General features: G+C 62.8%; 16 protein-coding genes. 13 read left to right on the forward strand and 3 right to left on the reverse strand.

What is annotated here, in order from left to right; translation table 11 throughout:
* Positions 1–6: 6 nt before the first annotated feature.
* From AAGF34_RS10775 to AAGF34_RS10790, 4 genes are all read left to right on the forward strand, one after another.
* Complete coding sequence (locus tag AAGF34_RS10775; RefSeq protein ID WP_342620600.1) at positions 7–750, forward strand: aspartate/glutamate racemase family protein; 744 nt, start codon at positions 7–9, stop codon at positions 748–750.
* Positions 751–914: 164 nt separating this feature from the next.
* Positions 915–2546, forward strand: coding sequence for an EAL domain-containing protein (locus AAGF34_RS10780; RefSeq protein WP_342620601.1), 1632 nt, complete (start codon positions 915–917; stop codon positions 2544–2546).
* Positions 2543–3829 carry an HDOD domain-containing protein gene (locus AAGF34_RS10785; RefSeq protein WP_342620602.1) on the forward strand — a complete coding sequence of 429 codons (1287 nt, stop codon included), beginning with the start codon at positions 2543–2545 and terminating at the stop codon, positions 3827–3829. The genes AAGF34_RS10780 and AAGF34_RS10785 overlap by 4 nt, the downstream gene beginning before the upstream one ends.
* A 113-nt stretch (positions 3830–3942) precedes the next feature.
* Positions 3943–4245, forward strand: a complete 303-nt coding sequence (locus AAGF34_RS10790) for a hypothetical protein (RefSeq protein WP_342620603.1) — start codon at positions 3943–3945, stop codon at positions 4243–4245.
* Between the two features lie 4 nt (positions 4246–4249).
* On the opposite strand, the gene AAGF34_RS10795 is transcribed toward AAGF34_RS10790, so the two are convergent.
* Complete coding sequence (locus tag AAGF34_RS10795) at positions 4250–5131, reverse strand: alpha/beta hydrolase (RefSeq protein WP_342620604.1); 882 nt, start codon at positions 5129–5131, stop codon at positions 4250–4252.
* Positions 5132–5222: 91 nt separating this feature from the next.
* Here AAGF34_RS10795 and AAGF34_RS10800 point away from each other — a divergent pair, with 91 nt between their 5' ends.
* The 7 genes from AAGF34_RS10800 (at position 5223) to AAGF34_RS10830 (ending at position 13329) form a co-directional block, all read left to right on the forward strand.
* A complete protein-coding gene (locus tag AAGF34_RS10800) occupies positions 5223–7574 on the forward strand; it encodes a bifunctional salicylyl-CoA 5-hydroxylase/oxidoreductase (RefSeq protein ID WP_342620605.1) in 2352 nt (783 codons plus the stop codon).
* Between the two features lie 354 nt (positions 7575–7928).
* Complete coding sequence (locus AAGF34_RS10805; RefSeq protein WP_342620606.1) at positions 7929–8729, forward strand: SDR family NAD(P)-dependent oxidoreductase; 801 nt, start codon at positions 7929–7931, stop codon at positions 8727–8729.
* Between the two features lie 6 nt (positions 8730–8735).
* Positions 8736–9263, forward strand: coding sequence for a MarR family transcriptional regulator (locus tag AAGF34_RS10810; protein WP_342620607.1), 528 nt, complete (start codon positions 8736–8738; stop codon positions 9261–9263).
* A 17-nt stretch (positions 9264–9280) separates the two neighbouring features.
* A complete protein-coding gene (locus tag AAGF34_RS10815) occupies positions 9281–10135 on the forward strand; it encodes an enoyl-CoA hydratase family protein (RefSeq protein WP_342620608.1) in 855 nt (284 codons plus the stop codon).
* A gap of 1 nt (position 10136) precedes the next feature.
* Entirely contained in the window at positions 10137–11306 is a 1170-nt protein-coding gene (locus AAGF34_RS10820) for an acyl-CoA dehydrogenase family protein (RefSeq protein WP_342620609.1), read from the forward strand.
* 1 nt (position 11307) lies between these two features.
* On the forward strand, positions 11308–12915 hold the full coding sequence (locus AAGF34_RS10825; RefSeq protein ID WP_342620610.1) for an AMP-binding protein: 1608 nt from the start codon (positions 11308–11310) through the stop codon (positions 12913–12915).
* Positions 12916–12936: 21 nt separating this feature from the next.
* The gene (locus tag AAGF34_RS10830; RefSeq protein ID WP_342620611.1) at positions 12937–13329 is read left to right on the forward strand and encodes a RidA family protein; all 393 of its coding nucleotides are present in this window, start codon (positions 12937–12939) and stop codon (positions 13327–13329) included.
* A gap of 11 nt (positions 13330–13340) precedes the next feature.
* Here AAGF34_RS10830 and AAGF34_RS10835 read toward each other — a convergent pair whose 3' ends face one another.
* A complete protein-coding gene (locus AAGF34_RS10835) occupies positions 13341–13577 on the reverse strand; it encodes a hypothetical protein (protein WP_342620612.1) in 237 nt (78 codons plus the stop codon).
* 128 nt (positions 13578–13705) lie between these two features.
* Entirely contained in the window at positions 13706–15133 is a 1428-nt protein-coding gene (dbpA, locus tag AAGF34_RS10840) for an ATP-dependent RNA helicase DbpA (protein ID WP_342620613.1), read from the reverse strand.
* Positions 15134–15308: 175 nt separating this feature from the next.
* Here dbpA and AAGF34_RS10845 point away from each other — a divergent pair, with 175 nt between their 5' ends.
* Both AAGF34_RS10845 and AAGF34_RS10850 read left to right on the forward strand, forming a co-directional pair.
* A complete protein-coding gene (locus AAGF34_RS10845) occupies positions 15309–15929 on the forward strand; it encodes a tRNA-uridine aminocarboxypropyltransferase (RefSeq protein WP_342620614.1) in 621 nt (206 codons plus the stop codon).
* Positions 15930–15967: 38 nt separating this feature from the next.
* Complete coding sequence (locus tag AAGF34_RS10850; RefSeq protein WP_342620615.1) at positions 15968–17464, forward strand: M48 family metalloprotease; 1497 nt, start codon at positions 15968–15970, stop codon at positions 17462–17464.
* Positions 17465–17508: the final 44 nt, after the last annotated feature.

Raw genomic sequence — 17508 nt, forward strand, 5'->3', positions numbered from 1 at the left:
GACGCCATGCGCCGCCTGCTGCTGATCAATCCGAATACCTCGCTGCACGTCAGCAAGCTGCTGAGCACCCACGCCCAGGACTTGGCCGGACCACAAGTTCAAGTCGAAGTGCGTACCGCGCGCTTTGGCGCACCCTATATCGCCTGCGAAGCCAGCTATGCGGTGGCGGCACACGCCACGCTGGACGCCTGGGCCAGTGCGCTGGCGCCGGGCGAGCCGCGCTTTGACAGCGTGCTCATCGGCTGCTTTGGCGATCCCGGTCTGCTGGCGCTGCGCCAGGTCAGCCAATTGCCGGTCACGGGATTGGCCGAGGCTTCGTTCATCGCTGCGGCGGCGCGTGGGCGCTTTGCCATCGTGACGGGCGGAGAGCGCTGGAAGCCCATGCTGGAACGGCTGGCGCATAGTCTGGGGTTTGGCGAACAGCTGGCCGTCATCCACACCGTGGCGCCCAGTGGCGCCGAACTGGCAGCTGACCCGCAAGCGGCGCACACGCTGTTGGCCAAGGCCTGCGTGGACGCGGCACGCGCGTCAGGCGCGCACAGCGTGATACTGGGCGGCGCCGGGCTGGCGGGTATGGCCGCCATCATCCAGCCATGGGTTCATGTCCCGGTGCTCGACAGCGTGACGGCTGGCGTGGACCATGCCTTGCGCCAGGCCCAGCCGGAGACCTTGCAGGCCAAGCGCGTGTTCGACTTTGCCTGGTCCAACGTGTCGTCGGAGCTGGCCGCTACCGGGTTGGTTGCCGGGTAGGCGCCAGACCGACAGGCATTCGCTCTTTTGCCCACTTATGTAGTGTTATCCTCGGGGGAAAACGGAGGGGCGTTGCTCGTGTTGGCTTTGGCATTCAATATTTCCATAGCGCTTTTGGCAGCGGCCTGCATCGGTAACGGCATTCAGTGGCGGATCCAAGCAGCATGACGCCCCTGTCGTTGGACAGAGCAGTGGATGCCGTTCTTCGTATAACCGACCGTTTCGACATTCAATTCATCTCTGAGGCTGGCAAGCGCTGGCTGGCGCAGTTCTTCAAATCACCGACCCTGCCCAGAAACTTTCTGGACTTCATCCATGCCGACGAAGTGCCTTTGGTGCGCCAAGCCATGTTGGGCACGCCGGATGCATTCAACTGTGACGTCCGCATAGGCAGGGAAGGCAATCCGTGCTGGGTCAATTTCCGGTGCCAGCGACTGAGCACCAATGGCCAATACGTCATGACCATGATGGACATCTCGTCATGGAAGACCGAGGCGACTTCGTTGCGCCACGCGGCCGAGCACGACGATCTGACCGGCTTGCCCAACCGTGGTGCCTTGAAAAGGGCTGTTGCCAACTGCATTGAATCCACTGACGAAGGATTCATCGTTGCCTTGATGGATCTGGACGGATTCAAGCGAGTGAACGATACCCTGGGACATCAGGCCGGCGACGCCGTGCTGGTGGAGACGACCAAGCGTCTGCTGAAGTTGCTGGGCCCGCAAGACATTCTCGCGCGCCTGGGTGGCGACGAATTCGTGATCCTGTTTCCGGGCAAGAGCCTGCAGTCGGCGATTCAGGTCCTGAAGGCGGTGCTGATCGCCGTTGCCAGACCTTTCCAGACCGCGCCGCACAATGCCTACCTGGGAGTCAGCATCGGCATTGCCGAATACCCGCTGCATGGGGATGACTACTCATCGCTGCTCAAGAATGCCGATACAGCGATGTACCAGTCCAAGAATGCGGGAAAGAACCGCATTTCGGTGTTTGCGCATGGTGAGACCAGCCCTGACTTTTCCATTACGTCCGCCATGCACAAGGGCATCCAGGAAGGCGAGTTTTACCTGGAGTACCAGCCGCAGTTCGACATGAACAGGCAGTTGGTGGGAGCCGAGGCCTTGATGCGTTGGGAGAACCGCAAGCTCGGCACGGTGGGGCCCAACGTCTTCATCCCCATTGCAGAGTCGGCCGGTCTCATGCCTTTTCTTGGCAACTGGGCATTGCGAAGCGCCTGCCATCAGCTCAAGCAGTTTCAGTCGCTCTGCCCGGGCTTTGTCATGTCCGTCAATGTGTCGGCGCTTCAATTCGATGGCGACCATTTCGATCAGCAGGTGATCAGTGCCATCCAAGAAGCCGGTATCGATCCGCGTTCGCTGATCCTGGAAATCACGGAGTCCACCCTGCTGCTTGCCAAGGACAAGACGGAGCAGGCGCTTCACACACTGCGTGAGCGCGGTGTCCGGTTTTCCATAGACGATTTCGGCACCGGTTTTTCCAGCCTGTCCTACCTGACGCGCCTGCCGGTATCGAGCATCAAGATCGACAAGGCGTTCGTGTGGGCGATTGCAGAGCTGCACGACGGTCCTACGCCGGACAAGCAGCTCATCAGCGCAATGATCAATCTGGGGCAAAGCATTGACTTGCGTGTGGTCGCCGAAGGCGTGGAAAACGACACCCAGTTCGACTTTCTGAAGGCGGCTGGATGTGACCTGATTCAAGGCTATCTGCTGGGACATCCCATGTCGGCTCAAGCAATTTGCAGGCACCTGTTGCGTCAAATGGAAATGGCCGCATGACGATTGGCACACTGGAGCGTTTGCTGGAGACCATGCAGGATTCCAATGGGATCCCGGCCAGGGAACGTTCTGTGGCATCGGTGTTGGGTGCACTCGATAGCGCAGACGAAGGCAAGCACCAGGTGGTTGACTTCATCGTGGAGGACTTTGCCCTCACGCAAAAGGTGCTCGCGCTGGCCAATTCACCGATGTACGCAGCCTTCGGCAAGGGCGCTGCATCGGTAACCGCCGCCATGAAGGTGTTGGGAAACGACGCTCTGATGCGGGTGGTGCTTGGGACCGAAGTGGTGACCGAAGAGGAGCTGTCGGCGGACGACAATTTGTCCCGGACGTTATTTGCTTCCGAACTGGCCCGGTGCGCCTATGAAGATCGTGCGGAAGAGGCATCCATCGCCACGCTGATGTACGAGATCGGTCGCCTGATGACAGGAAGATATCTTCCCCAGGAGGCTGCCACCATCGCGCGCCTGGTGGCCGATGGGTCAGACCCACATACGGTGGAGACGGCGGTACTGGGTGTGACCTACCAGGAGCTGGGCGTGGAGCTGGCCGCGCGCTGGAATTTGCCCAACTTTCTTCTGTCCATCATCGATGGCTCCGGCGATGCCTCCCTGGTGGGGCTGGCTGCGTTCGCGAGTTCGTCGTCCTCCCTGATCCACGAAGGGCGCCTGGACGAGGCCAATGAACTCTTGCGCAACCTGAATCTCCCCGGGGTGGACAAGGAGCGACTGGGCAACCTGACGCGACGCAAGATGGATGAGATGGTGCGACAGAATGGCATAGTGCCCCCCCAGTCTGCCGAACAGGATTTGCTGGACCTGTTGGGCAAGCTGGAACAGCAAAGCGGACTGTCGTTTGATGCCATGCTCAATGCCATGTTGCCCGAGGTTGCCCGGCTGTTGGGCATGGCGCACTGTGCGCTCCTGATGATGACGCGAACCGGGTCGTTCCGGGTTTATGCGGGCTTTGGCAAGGACCAGGAAGCTTTCCGTGCGCAATTCAAGATAGCGGCGGAATTCAAGCCGACACCGTTTCATGCGGTCATCCTGAGAAGCATTGACGTATCGATAGATGACGTTTCCAGGCTGAAGTCGGCTTCATTGCCGGATGGCTATCGGGATCTGCTGCCCGATGTGAAGAAATTCATTCTGCTACCTGTGGCAAATGGCAGTGTGCGGGCCATGCTGTATTGCGACTGGGAGTCGGACAGGGCGCTGTCAACGGGTGAAATGAGCGCGGTATCAGATCTTCGCAACCTTCTGTTGCCATACATGTCAAGTTAATGTGCTGTGACACCCCTATTCATGGCATGGGGCAAGCATGCGTCATTGCTTAATTGGTTGATATGCGCTAAAAAGGGCGCTTGAATTTTTTGCAAACTCAGGGAGTGTCCGGCATGACGCAATGGAGTACAAAGAGGGCAGGGTTGCTGTATGACGCGGTTACCACATATGTGGCAACTTCGGGCGAATCGGAATGTCACCCCCAGCTTGCGAAAGTACTTCGCCTGGCGGGAGACGCATCCAGCACCGCCGTGACGAGTGAGTATGAGCTCAACGCCATCCATTTCGAGCTGTGCGCATTCTGCATTGGCAAGAACCTCTTCAACTGCGCCGGGCACCAGCATCAGCCGGAATGTGCATTCATCGACACCGCCCTGGAAACCAAGATAAGCCAATTCAACGGGCAGCCTAGCTAAGCATCTAGTCGCCCGTAGCGCAGGCTGCCTGCAGCTTGGCGGCCAGCCAGGTGCACAACGCACTGCCTGCGTCCTCAAATCCCCCGATCACCGTGAAATGGTTGGCGCCCGGAATGGGGCGCAGCTCCGACACATTGCCCGCCGCCTGCCAGGCCTCGTGGTAGATGCGCGACTGGCGTGCGAACTCCGTGGTTTCGTCCCCGCCCCAGGTAATCCATAGCGGCGTCTTGCACGGGCGCACCGAGAAGGCCGGTGAGTTGCGGCGGATGATGCCGTCATCCAGCTGGATGGCGGGCTGCAGATAGCTGTAGCGCAGCGGCGCAATGTCAAACAGACCACTCAGGGGAATGGCCGCCACAAACGGGTCCTGCGGCAGTCCGTAGTCCTGCGCCCATGCGGTCTGCAGAGCCATGGCTGTCAGGTGACCGCCTGCCGAATGACCGCCTATGGCCACACGCGCCGGGTCACCACCGTAGTGCTGGATGTGGCGCAATGTCCAGGCCAAGGCCGCGCGGGTCTGGCGCACGATTTCATCGATGGTCACATGCGGGCACAGCGCGTAGTTGATCACCACCGTGGTGATGCCGGCGGCCTGCAGGCCCAGCGCCACACCGCTGAAAGTCTTGCTGGACAGCGCTCGCCAGTAGCCGCCATGGATGAACACAAACACCGGTGCGTTGGGCTGTGCGGCGGGGAAGATGTCCAGTGTCTCCTCCAGCGTGGGGCCATAGGGCACATCCAGCATGCAGCGCAATTGGCTGCGCGCCTGCTGCGCCGTGGCGACGAAATGCCGTCCCGGTGCATCGGGATCGGGCAGGGCGATGGAAGGGTTGTACTGCGCATCCAGCTCGGACTGGGCACAAAACTCTCGGTACAAGGGGCGCATGGCGGCAACTTTCTGTTTGACAAATAAATAGTTTAGAACTAAAGTAAATTCCACTCAACGGCATTGTGCTGTATTTTGACTGGGGTGTGTGATGAAGATTGTGTGCATAGGCGGCGGACCTGCCGGACTCTATTTCGCCCTGCTGATGAAGATGCGCAACCCCGCGCACGACATCACCGTGGTGGAGCGCAACAAGGCGTATGACACCTTTGGCTGGGGCGTGGTGTTCTCCGATGCCACCATGGACAACATGCGTGTGCACGACCCGGTCACCGCGGCTGAGATCCAGCAGGCCTTCAACCACTGGGACGACATCGAGCTGGAATTCAAGGGCCAGCGCATCCGCTCGGGCGGCCACGGTTTTGTCGGCATAGGGCGCAAGAAGCTGCTCAACATCCTGCAGGCGCGCTGCGAGCAGCTCGACGTCAAGCTGGTGTTCGAAACCGAAGCGGAGTCCGACCTGCAATACCCGGACGCGGACCTCATCATCGCCAGTGACGGCATCAACTCGCGCATACGCACGCAGTACGAGGATGTCTTCAAGCCCGACATCGCCGTGCGCCCCAACCGCTACATCTGGCTGGGCACACACAAGCTGTTCGACGCCTTCACCTTCGCTTTCGAGAAGACCGAGCACGGCTGGTTCCAGGCCCACATCTACAAGTTCGACGAAAACACCACGACCTTCATCGTGGAATGCCCGGAGCACGTCTGGCAGGCGCACCGCCTGGACGAAGCCGACCAGCAAGCATCGATTGCCTTCTGCGAGAAGCTGTTTGCCCGCACGCTGGATGGCGCCCCGCTGATGACCAATGCGCGCCATTTGCGCGGCTCAGCCTGGCTCAATTTCCAGCGCGTCAAGTGCGAGCAATGGTCGCTCTACAACGGTCGCAGCCATGTGGTGCTGATGGGCGATGCGGTGCATACCGCGCACTTTGCCATCGGCTCGGGCACCAAGCTGGCCATAGAAGACGCCATCGAACTGGCCAACCAGTTCCAGGCCTTGGGCGATACGCGTGAGCACATTCCCGAAGTGCTGCAGCGCTACCAGGCTTCGCGCAACATCGACGTACTGCGCCTGCAGAACGCCGCGTGGAATGCGATGGAGTGGTTCGAGGTTTGCGGCGGTCGCTACTGCGACCAGCTTGAAGGACCGCAGTTCATGTACTCCATGCTGACGCGCAGCCAGCGCATCAGCCACGAGAATCTGCGCCTGCGCGATGCCGCCTGGCTGGGCGACTTCGAACGCTGGTTTGCCAATAAGGCCGGCATGCAGATCGCGCCCGACCAGAAGGCACCGCCGCCCATGTTCACGCCCTACACCGTGCGTGGCCTCACGCTCAAGAACCGCGTGGTGGTCTCGCCCATGGCACAGTATTCCGCAGTGGATGGCCTGGTGGGCGACTACCACCTGGTGCACCTGGGCGCGCGCGCCATGGGGGGCGCGGGCATGGTGTTTGCCGAGATGACCTGCGTCAGCGCGCAGGGCCGCATCACACCCGGCTGCCCCGGCATCTACACATCCGAGCAGGCACAGGCTTGGGCGCGCATTGTGGACTGGGTGCACGCCCACACCGACGCCCGCTTCGCCATGCAGATCGGCCATGCCGGCCCCAAGGCCTCCACCCGCGTCGCGTGGGAAGGCACCGATCAGCCGCTGCAGAGCGGCAACTGGCCCATCATCAGCGCGTCCGAACAGCAGTACCTGCCGGGCATCAGCCAGATTGCCAAGTCCATGACGCTGGAAGACATGGCCACGGTCAAAGCCGAGTTCGTCGCCGCGGCCCGCGCCGCAGCTGATATTGGTGTGGACTGGCTGGAACTGCATTGCGCGCACGGCTATTTACTGTCAGCCTTTATCTCGCCACTCACCAACCACCGCACCGACGCCTATGGCGGCAGCCTGCAGAACCGGCTGCGCTATCCGCTGGAAGTGTTTGCCGCCGTGCGCGCCGTGTGGCCGGCAGACCGTCCTATGTCAGTACGCATTTCGGCACACGACTGGGAGGAGGGCGGCATCACGCCCTCGGATGCGGTGGAGATCGCACGCGCATTCAAACAGGCCGGTGCCGACATGATCGACTGCTCGTCGGGTCAGGTCAGCAAGAGCGAGAAGCCGGTCTACGGCCGCATGTACCAGACGCCGTTTGCCGACCGCATCCGCCAGGAGGCCGGCATCGCCACCATCGCCGTGGGCGCCATCAGCGAGGCCGACCATGTCAACAGCATCATTGCTGCGGGCCGTGCCGATCTGTGTGCGGTCGCACGCCCCCATCTGGCGAACCCGGCCTGGACCCTGACCGAAGCCGCCAAGATTGGCTACACGCCCATGGTGTGGCCCAAGCAGTACTGGGCAGCCAAGGCGCAGATGGAGGCCAACTTCCAGCGCGAAAAAGCCCAGGCCGCGGCGGCGTTGTCGTCGGTTCGGGCGGCGGAGGCTTGATTTCCATGGTTGCATTGGTTGGTCCTCGTTCTGTTGGGAGGCACGCGGGATTCAGGACGGTATGGCACTCCGCTCTGCGGCTGTCCCCCGCCCGCTTTCGCGGGCTCCTCCTTTATGCCGCTGCCGCTGAGCGCCACACCGTCCTGAATCGGGATGTGATGTTTGCGCGCGCAGGGTATTGGTTCACTGCACGCCAACGCGACTCGCTGCTGCTGACGCCGGGGTGGATGCTGCAGCGGCATAAAGGAGGAGGCCGCAGGCCGGGGGACAGCCGCGGAAGCATTTACCCCGGCGTCAGCAGCCCAACCCAAGCAACGCAAGCAATGCCTCCAACATGCAACAAACAAGCAAACCATGTCTGACGCAGCAACCACCCATCAAGCCACCCAGCGTTTGCAGGGAAAGCACGCACTGGTAACCGGAGGCGGCAGTGGCATTGGTGCAGCGATTGCACTGGCCTTGGTGGAACAGGGTGCGCGTGTCACCGTGCTGGGGCGTCGCATGGAACCTTTGCAGTCGCTGGTGGCGCAGCACCCCGAGACCCTGCAGGCCGTCTGCGCCGACGTATCCGACGCAGCGCAGGTGGAAGCCGCGGTACGGGACGCACAAGTGCGCTTCGGCCCCATCCACATCCTTGTCAACAACGCCGGCCAGGCCGCCAGCGCCCCTTTTCTCAAGACCGATGCGTCGCTCCTGCACCAGATGCTGGACGTGAACCTGCATGGCACCTGGAACTGCACCCAGGCGGTGCTGCCGCAGATGCTGCAGGCGGGTTGGGGCCGCATCGTGAACGTGGCCAGCACCGCGGGCATCACCGGCTATGCCTATGTCGCGGCTTATTGCGCGGCCAAGCATGCGGTGGTGGGGTTGACCCGCTCGCTGGCGCTGGAAGTGGCGAAGAAGGGTGTCACTGTGAATGCCGTCTGTCCCGGCTACACCGAGACCGAGATCCTGCGCGAGAGCATTGCCAACGTCGTGGCCAAGACCGGTCGCAGTGAAGCAGAGGCCCGCGCCGAATTTGCCAAGGGCAACCCGCAGGGCCGCATCGTGCAGCCGGCCGAAGTGGCCGACACCGTACGCTGGCTGTGCGGCGAGTCCGCCAGCTCCATCACCGGCCAAGCCATCGCTGTCTGCGGTGGCGAAGTCATGCATTGAACGCTTATGAAAAAAGACCCCAGCCTTGCCTTGTTGAACGCCGCCGATGAACTCGGCTACGAAGCGCGCAGCGCCAGCAACGACCACGCAGCACTCAAGCTGTGGCTGCGCATGCTGGCCTGCACCACGCAGATCGAAGACGAAATCCGCCGCCGCCTGCGCACCCGTTTTGACATCTCGTTGGCGCGCTTTGACTACATGGCCCAGCTCTACCGCAAGCCCGAAGGCCTGCGTATGAAAGACCTCACCCGCTTTCTCATGGTGACCGGTGCCAACGTCACCGGCCTGACCGACGAGCTGGAGCGCGACGGCCTGGTGGAACGCAGCAGCAGCCCGACCGACCGCCGCTCCTGGATCGTCAACCTCACACCCAAGGGACGCAAGAACTTCGAGTCCATGGCGGCCGAGCACGAGGGCTGGATTCTGGAGCTGTTCTCTTGCCTGGACGCCAAGACCGTGAACCAGCTCTACACCCAGCTGGGCGCGCTGCGTGTGCACCAGGTGGCCCAGGCAGATGCCGCATCCAAAGAATGAAAAACGGAGACCCATCCATGACATCCACCGCAATCGATCCGACCCTGCTGGCGGGCAACCGCAAACCCATGGCGGGGTACCGGGCCACGCACTTTGTCTGGCAGTGCGACCAGGGCGTGGCCACCATCACGCTCAACCGGCCCGAGCGCAAGAACCCGCTGACCTTCGATTCGTATGCCGAGCTGCGCGACCTCTTTGGCGCGCTCAAATACGCGAGTGATGTGAAGGTGGTAGTGCTGGTCGGTGCGGGTGACAACTTCTGCTCCGGCGGCGATGTGCACGAAATCATCGGCCCGCTGGTCGACTTGCCCATGCCCGAGCTGCTCATGTTCACCCGCATGACCGGCGACCTGGTCAAGGCCATGCGGGCGTGTCCGCAGCCCATTGTTGCGGCGGTGGACGGCGTCTGCGCCGGGGCCGGTGCCATCATGGCCATGGCCTCTGACCTGCGCATGGGCACGGCGCGCAGCAAGACGGCGTTCCTGTTCAACCGGGTTGGCTTGGCCGGTTGCGACATGGGCGCCTGCGCCATGCTGCCGCGCATCATCGGCCAGGGCCGTGCCAGCGACTGGCTCTACAGCGGCCGCTCCATTGGTGGCGAAGAGGCCGAGCGCAGTGGCTTCCTCAACCGCCTGGTGGCGCCAGACACCTTGCTGGCCGACGCCCAGGCCTGGGCGCGCGACATTGCAGCCGGCCCCACGTTCGCCAACGGTATCACCAAGACCATGCTGCACCAGGAGTGGAGCATGTCCATCGACCAGGCCATAGAAGCCGAAGCACAGGCGCAGGCCATCTGCATGATGACCGGCGACTTCAAGCGGGCCTACCAGGCCTTTGTGGCCAAGCAACGCCCCGTGTTCGAGGGCAACTGAGATGAGCGATACCACCTACCTGACCTGGCCCTTCTTCGAAGCACGGCATGGCGAGCTGGCGCGTGCGCTGGACGCTTGGGCACAGACGCATGTGGCACACAGCCACGGCAGCGATGTGGATGCCGAGTGCCGCGCCCTGGTGCGTGCCCTGGGCCAGGCCGGCTGGCTGCGCCACGCGGTGGGCGGCACCACCTTTGGTGGCGTTGCGGACACCATCGACACGCGCAGCATCTGCCTGATCCGTGAGACGCTGGCGCGCCATGCGGGTTTGGCGGACTTTGCTTTTGCCATGCAAGGCCTGGGCTCGGGCGCCATCAGCCTGGCCGGCAGCCAGGAGCAGAAGCAGCGCTACCTGCCGCGCGTGGCTGCGGGCGATGCCATCGCAGCCTTTGCACTAAGCGAGCCGCAGGCCGGTTCTGACGTGGCGGCCATGCAATGCAGTGCGCGTATCGACGGCGACTTCGCGGTGCTGGACGGCAGCAAGACCTGGATATCCAACGGCGGCATTGCCGACTTCTATGTGGTGTTTGCCCGCACCGGTGAGGCGCCCGGTGCGCGCGGCATCAGCGCCTTCATCGTGGACGCCGACACACCGGGGCTGGAGATTGCCGAGCGCATCCACGTGATTGCGCCGCATCCGCTGGCGACCTTGCGTTTCACCGATTGCCGCATTCCGCTGAGCCAGCGTATTGGCGCGGCGGGCGAGGGCTTCAAGATTGCCATGCGCACGCTCGATGTGTTCCGCACCTCGGTGGCGGCTGCCGCGCTGGGCTTTGCCCGGCGCGCGCTGGACGAAGCGCTGGCGCGAGCCACGCAGCGCAAGATGTTCAACCAGACCTTGGCGGACTTCCAGCTCACGCAGGCCAAGTTGGCGCAGATGGCCACCACCATCGACTCGTCGGCCTTGCTGACCTATCGCGCGGCCTGGCAACGTGACCAGGGCCAGACCGTGACCAAGGAAGCGGCCATGGCCAAGATGGTCAGCACCGAGGGTGCGCAGCAGGTGATCGATGCGGCCGTGCAGATCTGGGGCGGCATGGGTGTGGTCAGCGAACAACCTGTGGAACGCCTCTACCGCGAAATCCGTGCCCTGCGCATTTACGAGGGTGCCACCGAAGTGCAGCAACTCATCATTGCGCGCGAGTTGCTCAAAGACCAGCAGGAGGCCTGATATGCCCAGCGCACACCAAGACACCTTTGCCCATGACCACCTGCCGCCCGTGGAGCAGCAGCCGGTTTTCCTGTTCGACTTGCCGGAGCTGCAGTTTCCCGCGCAGCTCAACTGCGCCACCGAACTGCTGGACCGCCATGTGCAGGAAGGCCGGGGCGGGCGTCTGTGTGTGCAAGGCGGCGGTGAACGCTGGACCTACCGCGATCTGCTGGAGCGTGCCAACCGCATTGCCCACGTGCTGACGCAGGACATGGGGCTGGTGCCGGGCAACCGCGTGCTGCTGCACACGCCCAATACGCCCATGGCAGTGGCGTGCTGGTTTGGCATCGTCAAGGCCGGTGGCATTGCCGTGGCCACCATGCCGCTGCTGCGCGCCAAGGAGTTGCGAGCCATCGTCGACAAGGCGCAGATCAGCCACGCGCTGTGCGACCTGGGCCTGGAAGAAGAGTTGCGCCTGACCCTGCCAGACACGCCACAGCTCATGCAGGTGAAGCATTTCCGCAGCCCGCGTGCAGACGGTCTGGAAGCCGCCATGCAGCGCCACCCCATCACCTTTGTCAACGCGGATACTGCGCTGGACGACACCTGTCTGCTGGCCTTTACCTCGGGAACGACTGGTGTGCCCAAGGCCACCATGCACTTCCACCGCGACGTGATGGCGGCCTGCGCCTGCTGGCCGCGCCATGTGCTCAAGCCCAACGCGGACGACGTGTTCATCGGCAGCCCGCCGCTGGCCTTCACTTTCGGGCTGGGTGGGCTGGTGCTGTTTCCCATGTCGGTGGGCGCATCCACCGTGTTGCTGGACAAGGCAGGGCCACCCCAGTTGCTGGACGGCATACGCGACTACGGCGCCACCGTGGTGTTCACCGCGCCCACCTCGTACCGCGTGCTGGCAGCGCGGGGCGAGGAAGTGCGCAAGACGTCGTTGCGTCGCTGCGTATCGGCGGGTGAGGCGCTGCCCGCATCCACACGCCAACTTTGGCGTGAAGCCACCGGCATTGAGATCATCGACGGCATTGGTGCCACCGAGATGCTGCACATCTTCATCTCGGCGGACGAACAGCACGCCCGTCCCGGCGCCACAGGCACGGTGGTACCGGGCTATGAGGCGCGCGTGGTGGACGATACCGGCAACCCGGTACCCCCTGGAACGATCGGCAAGCTGGCCGTGCGCGGCCCCACCGGCTGCCGCTACCTGGACGACGCACGCCAGGCCAACTACGTCAAGGGCGGCTGGAACTATCCCGGCGATGCGTATGTGATGGACGAGGCTGGCTACTTCTTCTACCAGTCGCGCACCGATGACATGATCATCTCGGCGGGCTACAACATTGCCGCACCCGAGGTGGAGGATGCGCTGATGCTGCACCCCGCCGTGCTGGAATGCGCGGTGATCGGCGTGCCCGATGAGGAGCGCGGCCAGGTGGTCAAGGCGTATGTGACACTGCGCCCCGGCTTTGTTGCAGGCAATGCCACGGTAAAGGACCTGCAGGACTTTGTGAAGAAGTCGGTGGCGCCGTACAAGTATCCGCGGCAGATTGAATTTGTGGAGAAGTTGCCGCGTACGCAGACAGGCAAGTTGCAGCGCTTCAAGCTGCGTGAGCTGTAACAACAAGATGAGGAGTCAAGAATGAAACTGCTTCAACCCCCGCACTGGCCGCGTCCGCGCGGCTATGCCAATGGCGTGATGGCGCGTGGCCAGATGGTGTTTGTGGCGGGCATGATTGGCTGGGATGCCAACGGCCAGTTCCAGTCGGACGACATGGCGGACCAGGTGCGCCAGACGCTGATCAATGTGGTGGATGTGCTCACCGAGGCGGGAGCCAAGCCGGAGCACATCGTGCGCATGACCTGGTATGTGACCGACAAGAAGGCATACGTGCAGGCCTATCCGGAGATTGGCAAAGCTTTTCGGGAGATCATTGGCAGCTTCAACGCCGCCATGACGGCGATTGAAGTGCAGGCCCTGATTGAAGACCGGGCCAAGGTCGAGATCGAGGTGACAGCCGTCATTCCTGACTGACCGTCTGCGCCTCAGTTCAGCAGGTAGGAGTTCGCCACGTCTTCAAAGTCTTCAGCATCAATGGCTGCGTCGTAGGCGGCGCGGGCTGCCAGGGCTTCCTTGGTGTAGGGGATCAACGGCTTGTCCAGCGGACGCAGCTTGTGGCGGCGCAGGCCGCGCAGCTGTTGTGAGCGTTCCATGGTTTGCAAAACCAGTTCAGGCTCCATCATCAGGCTGAAGGGGTTGAAGGCAACAGTGGTGTCTTTCATGGGGCTTCTCCGGTTTATCAAGCGCTGTCAGATGACATTGGCGCGTGAATGAACTGTAGCCAGCCCCGCGGGTTTATGTAGTCAGAAGGCGGATGGAAACCATGTAGGAATTTGCCTTACAGCCACCCTTAAAGCACGCGCACTTTCACACTCTTGCCCTTGACTTTGCCGGTGTTGAGTTTGTTGCAGGCCTGTTCCGCGATGTCGCGCGCCACCCCCACAAAGGTGCAGAACTCGGTGACCTGGATCTTGCCGATCTGCTCACGGGTATAGGCCGGACCGCCTTCGGTGCTGGTCAGCGCGCCCAGCACATCACCGGGGCGGATCTTTTCCTTGCGACCACCCAGAATCTGCAGGCAGGCCATGGGCGGCAGCAGGGGGGCGTTGCTGGCCGGGGTGAGCTCTTCCAGCTTGAACCAGACCGAAGGTGCGTTCTGGTACTGCTCGATCTTGCCGACCGCGCCCATCTCATTCATGCTGGCCAGGCTCAGCGCCAGACCCGATTCGCCGGCGCGTCCGGTGCGTCCGATGCGGTGCACATGCACTTCGGGGTCGGGCGTGATATCCACGTTGATGACGGCTTCCAGTTCCTTGATGTCCAGTCCGCGTGAGGCCACGTCGGTGGCCACCAGCACTGAGCAGCTGCGGTTGGCAAACTGCGCCAGCACCTGATCGCGCTCGCGCTGCTCCAGTTCGCCGTAGAGTGCCAGCGCATGGAAGCCCTGCTCCTGCAGCAGCGTGACCAGATCCTTGCACTGCTGCTTGGTGTTGCAGAACGCCAGCGTGCTGACCGGGCGGAAGTGGTTGAGCAACTTGCCCACGGTTTGCAGGCGGTTGCTGCGCTCGACCTGGTAGAAGCGCTCTTCGATCTTGCTTTCCGCCACGGGTGCGGCCACCTTGATCTGCTGTGGCTCGCGCATGAATTGTTTGGCCAGCCTCTCGATGCCTTCGGGGTAGGTGGCAGAAAACAGCAGGGTCTGGCGTGCCGCCGGGGTTTGCTTGACCACGGTGGCGATATCGTCAAAAAAGCCCATATCCAGCATGCGATCGGCTTCATCCAGCACCAGGGTGTTGAGGCCTTCGAGCGTCAGATAGCCGCGCTCCAGATGGTCCATGATGCGCCCCGGCGTGCCCACCACGATGTGGGCTCCATGCTCCAGCGATGCGCGCTGTCCGCGCAGCGCAATGCCGCCGCACAGGGTCACGACTTTGATGTTTTCTTCGGCGCGCGCCAGCCGGCGGATTTCGGTGGTGACCTGGTCCGCCAGTTCGCGCGTAGGGCACAGCACCAGGGCCTGCACCGCAAACCAGCGCGGGTTGAGCTTGGCCAGCAAGGGCAGGGCGAAGGCGGCGGTCTTGCCGCTGCCGGTCTTGGCTTGCGCAATCAGGTCCTTGCCCTGCAGCGCGGCGGGCAGGCTGGCAGCCTGGATCGGCGTCATGGCGGTGTAGCCCAGTTGCTGCAGATTGGCCAGCGTGGCGGGCGAGAGTGCGAGGGTGGAGAAGTCATTGGCGCTGGTGGCCGTGCCTGTGCAGGCGGAGGTGGGGGAGGCAGTCATACCCTCGATTATCCGCGCCACCGCCTTGTGGCGTGTTGGTGAGCGGATGCCACCGGGGCAGATGGTTCCGCGAATGTCCCCCGGCCTGCGGCCTCCTCCTTTATTTCGCTGCACCATCCGCCACGGTGCCATCGGTAGCGGCGCTAAACTGGATTGAACTATTTTTCATCCCCCGATGCAGTCCCCCACTCCTCGACGTCCCGTCTGCGCCGCATGTCAGCGCGCGCAAAGCGCCTGCATCTGCGCGTGGGTCACGCCTGTGGACCATTCGGTGGATGTGCTGATACTGCAGCACCCGCTGGAAGTGCACCACGCCAAGAACAGTGCGGGTCTGCTGCATCGCTGTTTGCCTGGTAGCCGGTTGCTGGTGGGCGAGTCCTTTGATGCTTCCACCCTGCGTGCGGCCTTGCCTGCCGACCGTTACGTGGTGTTGCTGTACCCGGCAACGGCCAGCGTCGGCCATCGGGTTGCGCCGCCACTGGAGCCACAGCGTTTGCGTGATCCGCTCCAGGTGGGGCTGGTGGTGTTGGACGGCACCTGGCGCAAGAGCCGCAAGATGCTGCATTGCAATCCGCTGCTGCAGAGTCTGCCGCGTCTGGCGTTGACCGATGTGGCTGCGTCGTCGTATGTGATCCGCCGCGCGCACCAACCGGGGCAGCTCTCCACCTTCGAGGCTACCTGCGCAGCATTGGCGCAGTTGGAAGGCGATGCGCAGAAGTACCTGCCTTTGCAGCAAGCGTTCCAGGGCTTCGTCATGCAGCAGGCAGCGCGGAACCCGGCCCATGCCAATGCCTAGAATCCGGCCATCGAGTTGATGGGTACAAAAGGGACGCTATGCGACTGAAGTGGATTGCCGCAGCCTTGCTGGTCTGCACATTGATCGCCTGCGGCACCGCCGTGGTGAATCCGGTGAGTGGCGAGACCGAGCTCTCCGCCATGAGCGAAGAGCAGGAGGTAGCCGAAGGCGCCAAGGGGCACCAGCAGGTGCTGCAGGAATACACCGTCTACAACAATCCCGCGGTGCAAAACTATGTGAATGCGCTGGGGCAGCGCCTGGCGGCGCATTCGCACCGCGCCAATCTGCAGTGGCACTTCACCGTGCTCGACAGCCCGGAAATCAATGCCTTTGCCTTGCCCGGCGGCTATGTGTATGTGACGCGCGGCATCATGGCCTATATGGAAAGCGAAGCGGATCTGGCTGGCGTGATAGGCCATGAAATTGGCCACGTCACTGCGCGCCATGGAGCGCAACGTGCCACCAGCCAGCAGCATGCCGGGCTGGGCGTGTTTGCCGCCAACATCCTGGGGCTGGTGCTGGAGTCGCAAGGCGTAACGGGCGCCGGGCAGATGGCCGGGCAGGTGTCGCAAACCGTGGCTGCGGGCTACATCGCCTCCTATGGGCGCGAGCAGGAGTTGCAGGCCGATGGTCTGGGTGCCGAATACCTGGCACGCAACCACTACGACCCGCACAACATGGTGGACGTGATCACCGTGCTGAAAAACCAGGAGCGCTACGCAGTAGACGTTGCCAAGTCCGAAGGCCGGCCTGCGCCGACTGGCGGCGGTTGGCTGGCATCGCACCCGTCCAATGACCAGCGGCTGCAGCAGATCAAACAGACCGCCGATAGCTACGGCGCCAGCTCCACCTATGCCGATGACGGGCGCAGCCGTTACTTGCAGGTGGTAGCCGGTCTGGCTTTTGGTGAAAGTGCTGATCAGGGGCTGGTGCGCGGGCGCAATTTCTACCATGGTGGTCTGAACATTGCGGTCACGGCTCCGGCCGCGTGGACCATCCAGAACGAGTCGCAACAAGTTGCCTTGGTCAATGCGGCGACCGATGCCGCCCTGTTGATCAAGCCGGTGCCGCCTGCTGTGGGCAAGACCCATGCGGAAGTCATTCGCAACGGCTTCAAGCCCACGCAGGGCAAGAGCGAAGCCACCACGCTCAATGGCTTGCAGGCCACACACTTCACAGGTGTGCGGCAGAACGAGCAAGGTCAGAACCTGGGCCTGGAGTTCACGCTGGTGAGTGGCCCGGAAAACCATATGTATGCGTTGCAGTACGCAGCCAAGGATGCGGCTACGCTGCAGGCCAACCGCAGCGCACTGCGGGAGGCAGAGTCCAGCTTTCGCGCCATGACGGCGCAGGACCGGCAAGCGGCCAAGCCCTGGAGCATCAAGCTGGTGCCCTATCCCAAGGGCGGTTTTGCCGAGCTGGCCAAGCGCTCACCGTTGCCCCATGCGGAGCAGCAGTTGCGCCTGGTCAATGGCTTCTATGGCGGTGGGGAACCCAAGCCGGGGCAACTGGTCAAGCTGGTGGACGCCAGTTGAACCGCGATGGTCCGGTCCTGCACTCTGCAGTCCGGACCATCTGC

The sequence above is a fragment of the Rhodoferax sp. GW822-FHT02A01 genome (genome assembly GCF_038784515.1).
GTDB lineage: Bacteria > Pseudomonadota > Gammaproteobacteria > Burkholderiales > Burkholderiaceae_C > Allorhodoferax.

Coding starts and splice junctions, on each gene's coding strand:
- AAGF34_RS10775 (WP_342620600.1), top strand. CDS start 7: ATGCGCCGCCTGCTGCTGATCAATCCGAATACCTCGCTGCACGTCAGC.
- AAGF34_RS10780 (WP_342620601.1), top strand. CDS start 915: ATGACGCCCCTGTCGTTGGACAGAGCAGTGGATGCCGTTCTTCGTATA.
- AAGF34_RS10785 (WP_342620602.1), top strand. CDS start 2,543: ATGACGATTGGCACACTGGAGCGTTTGCTGGAGACCATGCAGGATTCC.
- AAGF34_RS10790 (WP_342620603.1), top strand. CDS start 3,943: ATGACGCAATGGAGTACAAAGAGGGCAGGGTTGCTGTATGACGCGGTT.
- AAGF34_RS10795 (WP_342620604.1), bottom strand. CDS start 5,131: ATGCGCCCCTTGTACCGAGAGTTTTGTGCCCAGTCCGAGCTGGATGCG.
- AAGF34_RS10800 (WP_342620605.1), top strand. CDS start 5,223: ATGAAGATTGTGTGCATAGGCGGCGGACCTGCCGGACTCTATTTCGCC.
- AAGF34_RS10805 (WP_342620606.1), top strand. CDS start 7,929: ATGTCTGACGCAGCAACCACCCATCAAGCCACCCAGCGTTTGCAGGGA.
- AAGF34_RS10810 (WP_342620607.1), top strand. CDS start 8,736: ATGAAAAAAGACCCCAGCCTTGCCTTGTTGAACGCCGCCGATGAACTC.
- AAGF34_RS10815 (WP_342620608.1), top strand. CDS start 9,281: ATGACATCCACCGCAATCGATCCGACCCTGCTGGCGGGCAACCGCAAA.
- AAGF34_RS10820 (WP_342620609.1), top strand. CDS start 10,137: ATGAGCGATACCACCTACCTGACCTGGCCCTTCTTCGAAGCACGGCAT.
- AAGF34_RS10825 (WP_342620610.1), top strand. CDS start 11,308: ATGCCCAGCGCACACCAAGACACCTTTGCCCATGACCACCTGCCGCCC.
- AAGF34_RS10830 (WP_342620611.1), top strand. CDS start 12,937: ATGAAACTGCTTCAACCCCCGCACTGGCCGCGTCCGCGCGGCTATGCC.
- AAGF34_RS10835 (WP_342620612.1), bottom strand. CDS start 13,577: ATGAAAGACACCACTGTTGCCTTCAACCCCTTCAGCCTGATGATGGAG.
- dbpA (WP_342620613.1), bottom strand. CDS start 15,133: ATGACTGCCTCCCCCACCTCCGCCTGCACAGGCACGGCCACCAGCGCC.
- AAGF34_RS10845 (WP_342620614.1), top strand. CDS start 15,309: ATGCAGTCCCCCACTCCTCGACGTCCCGTCTGCGCCGCATGTCAGCGC.
- AAGF34_RS10850 (WP_342620615.1), top strand. CDS start 15,968: ATGCGACTGAAGTGGATTGCCGCAGCCTTGCTGGTCTGCACATTGATC.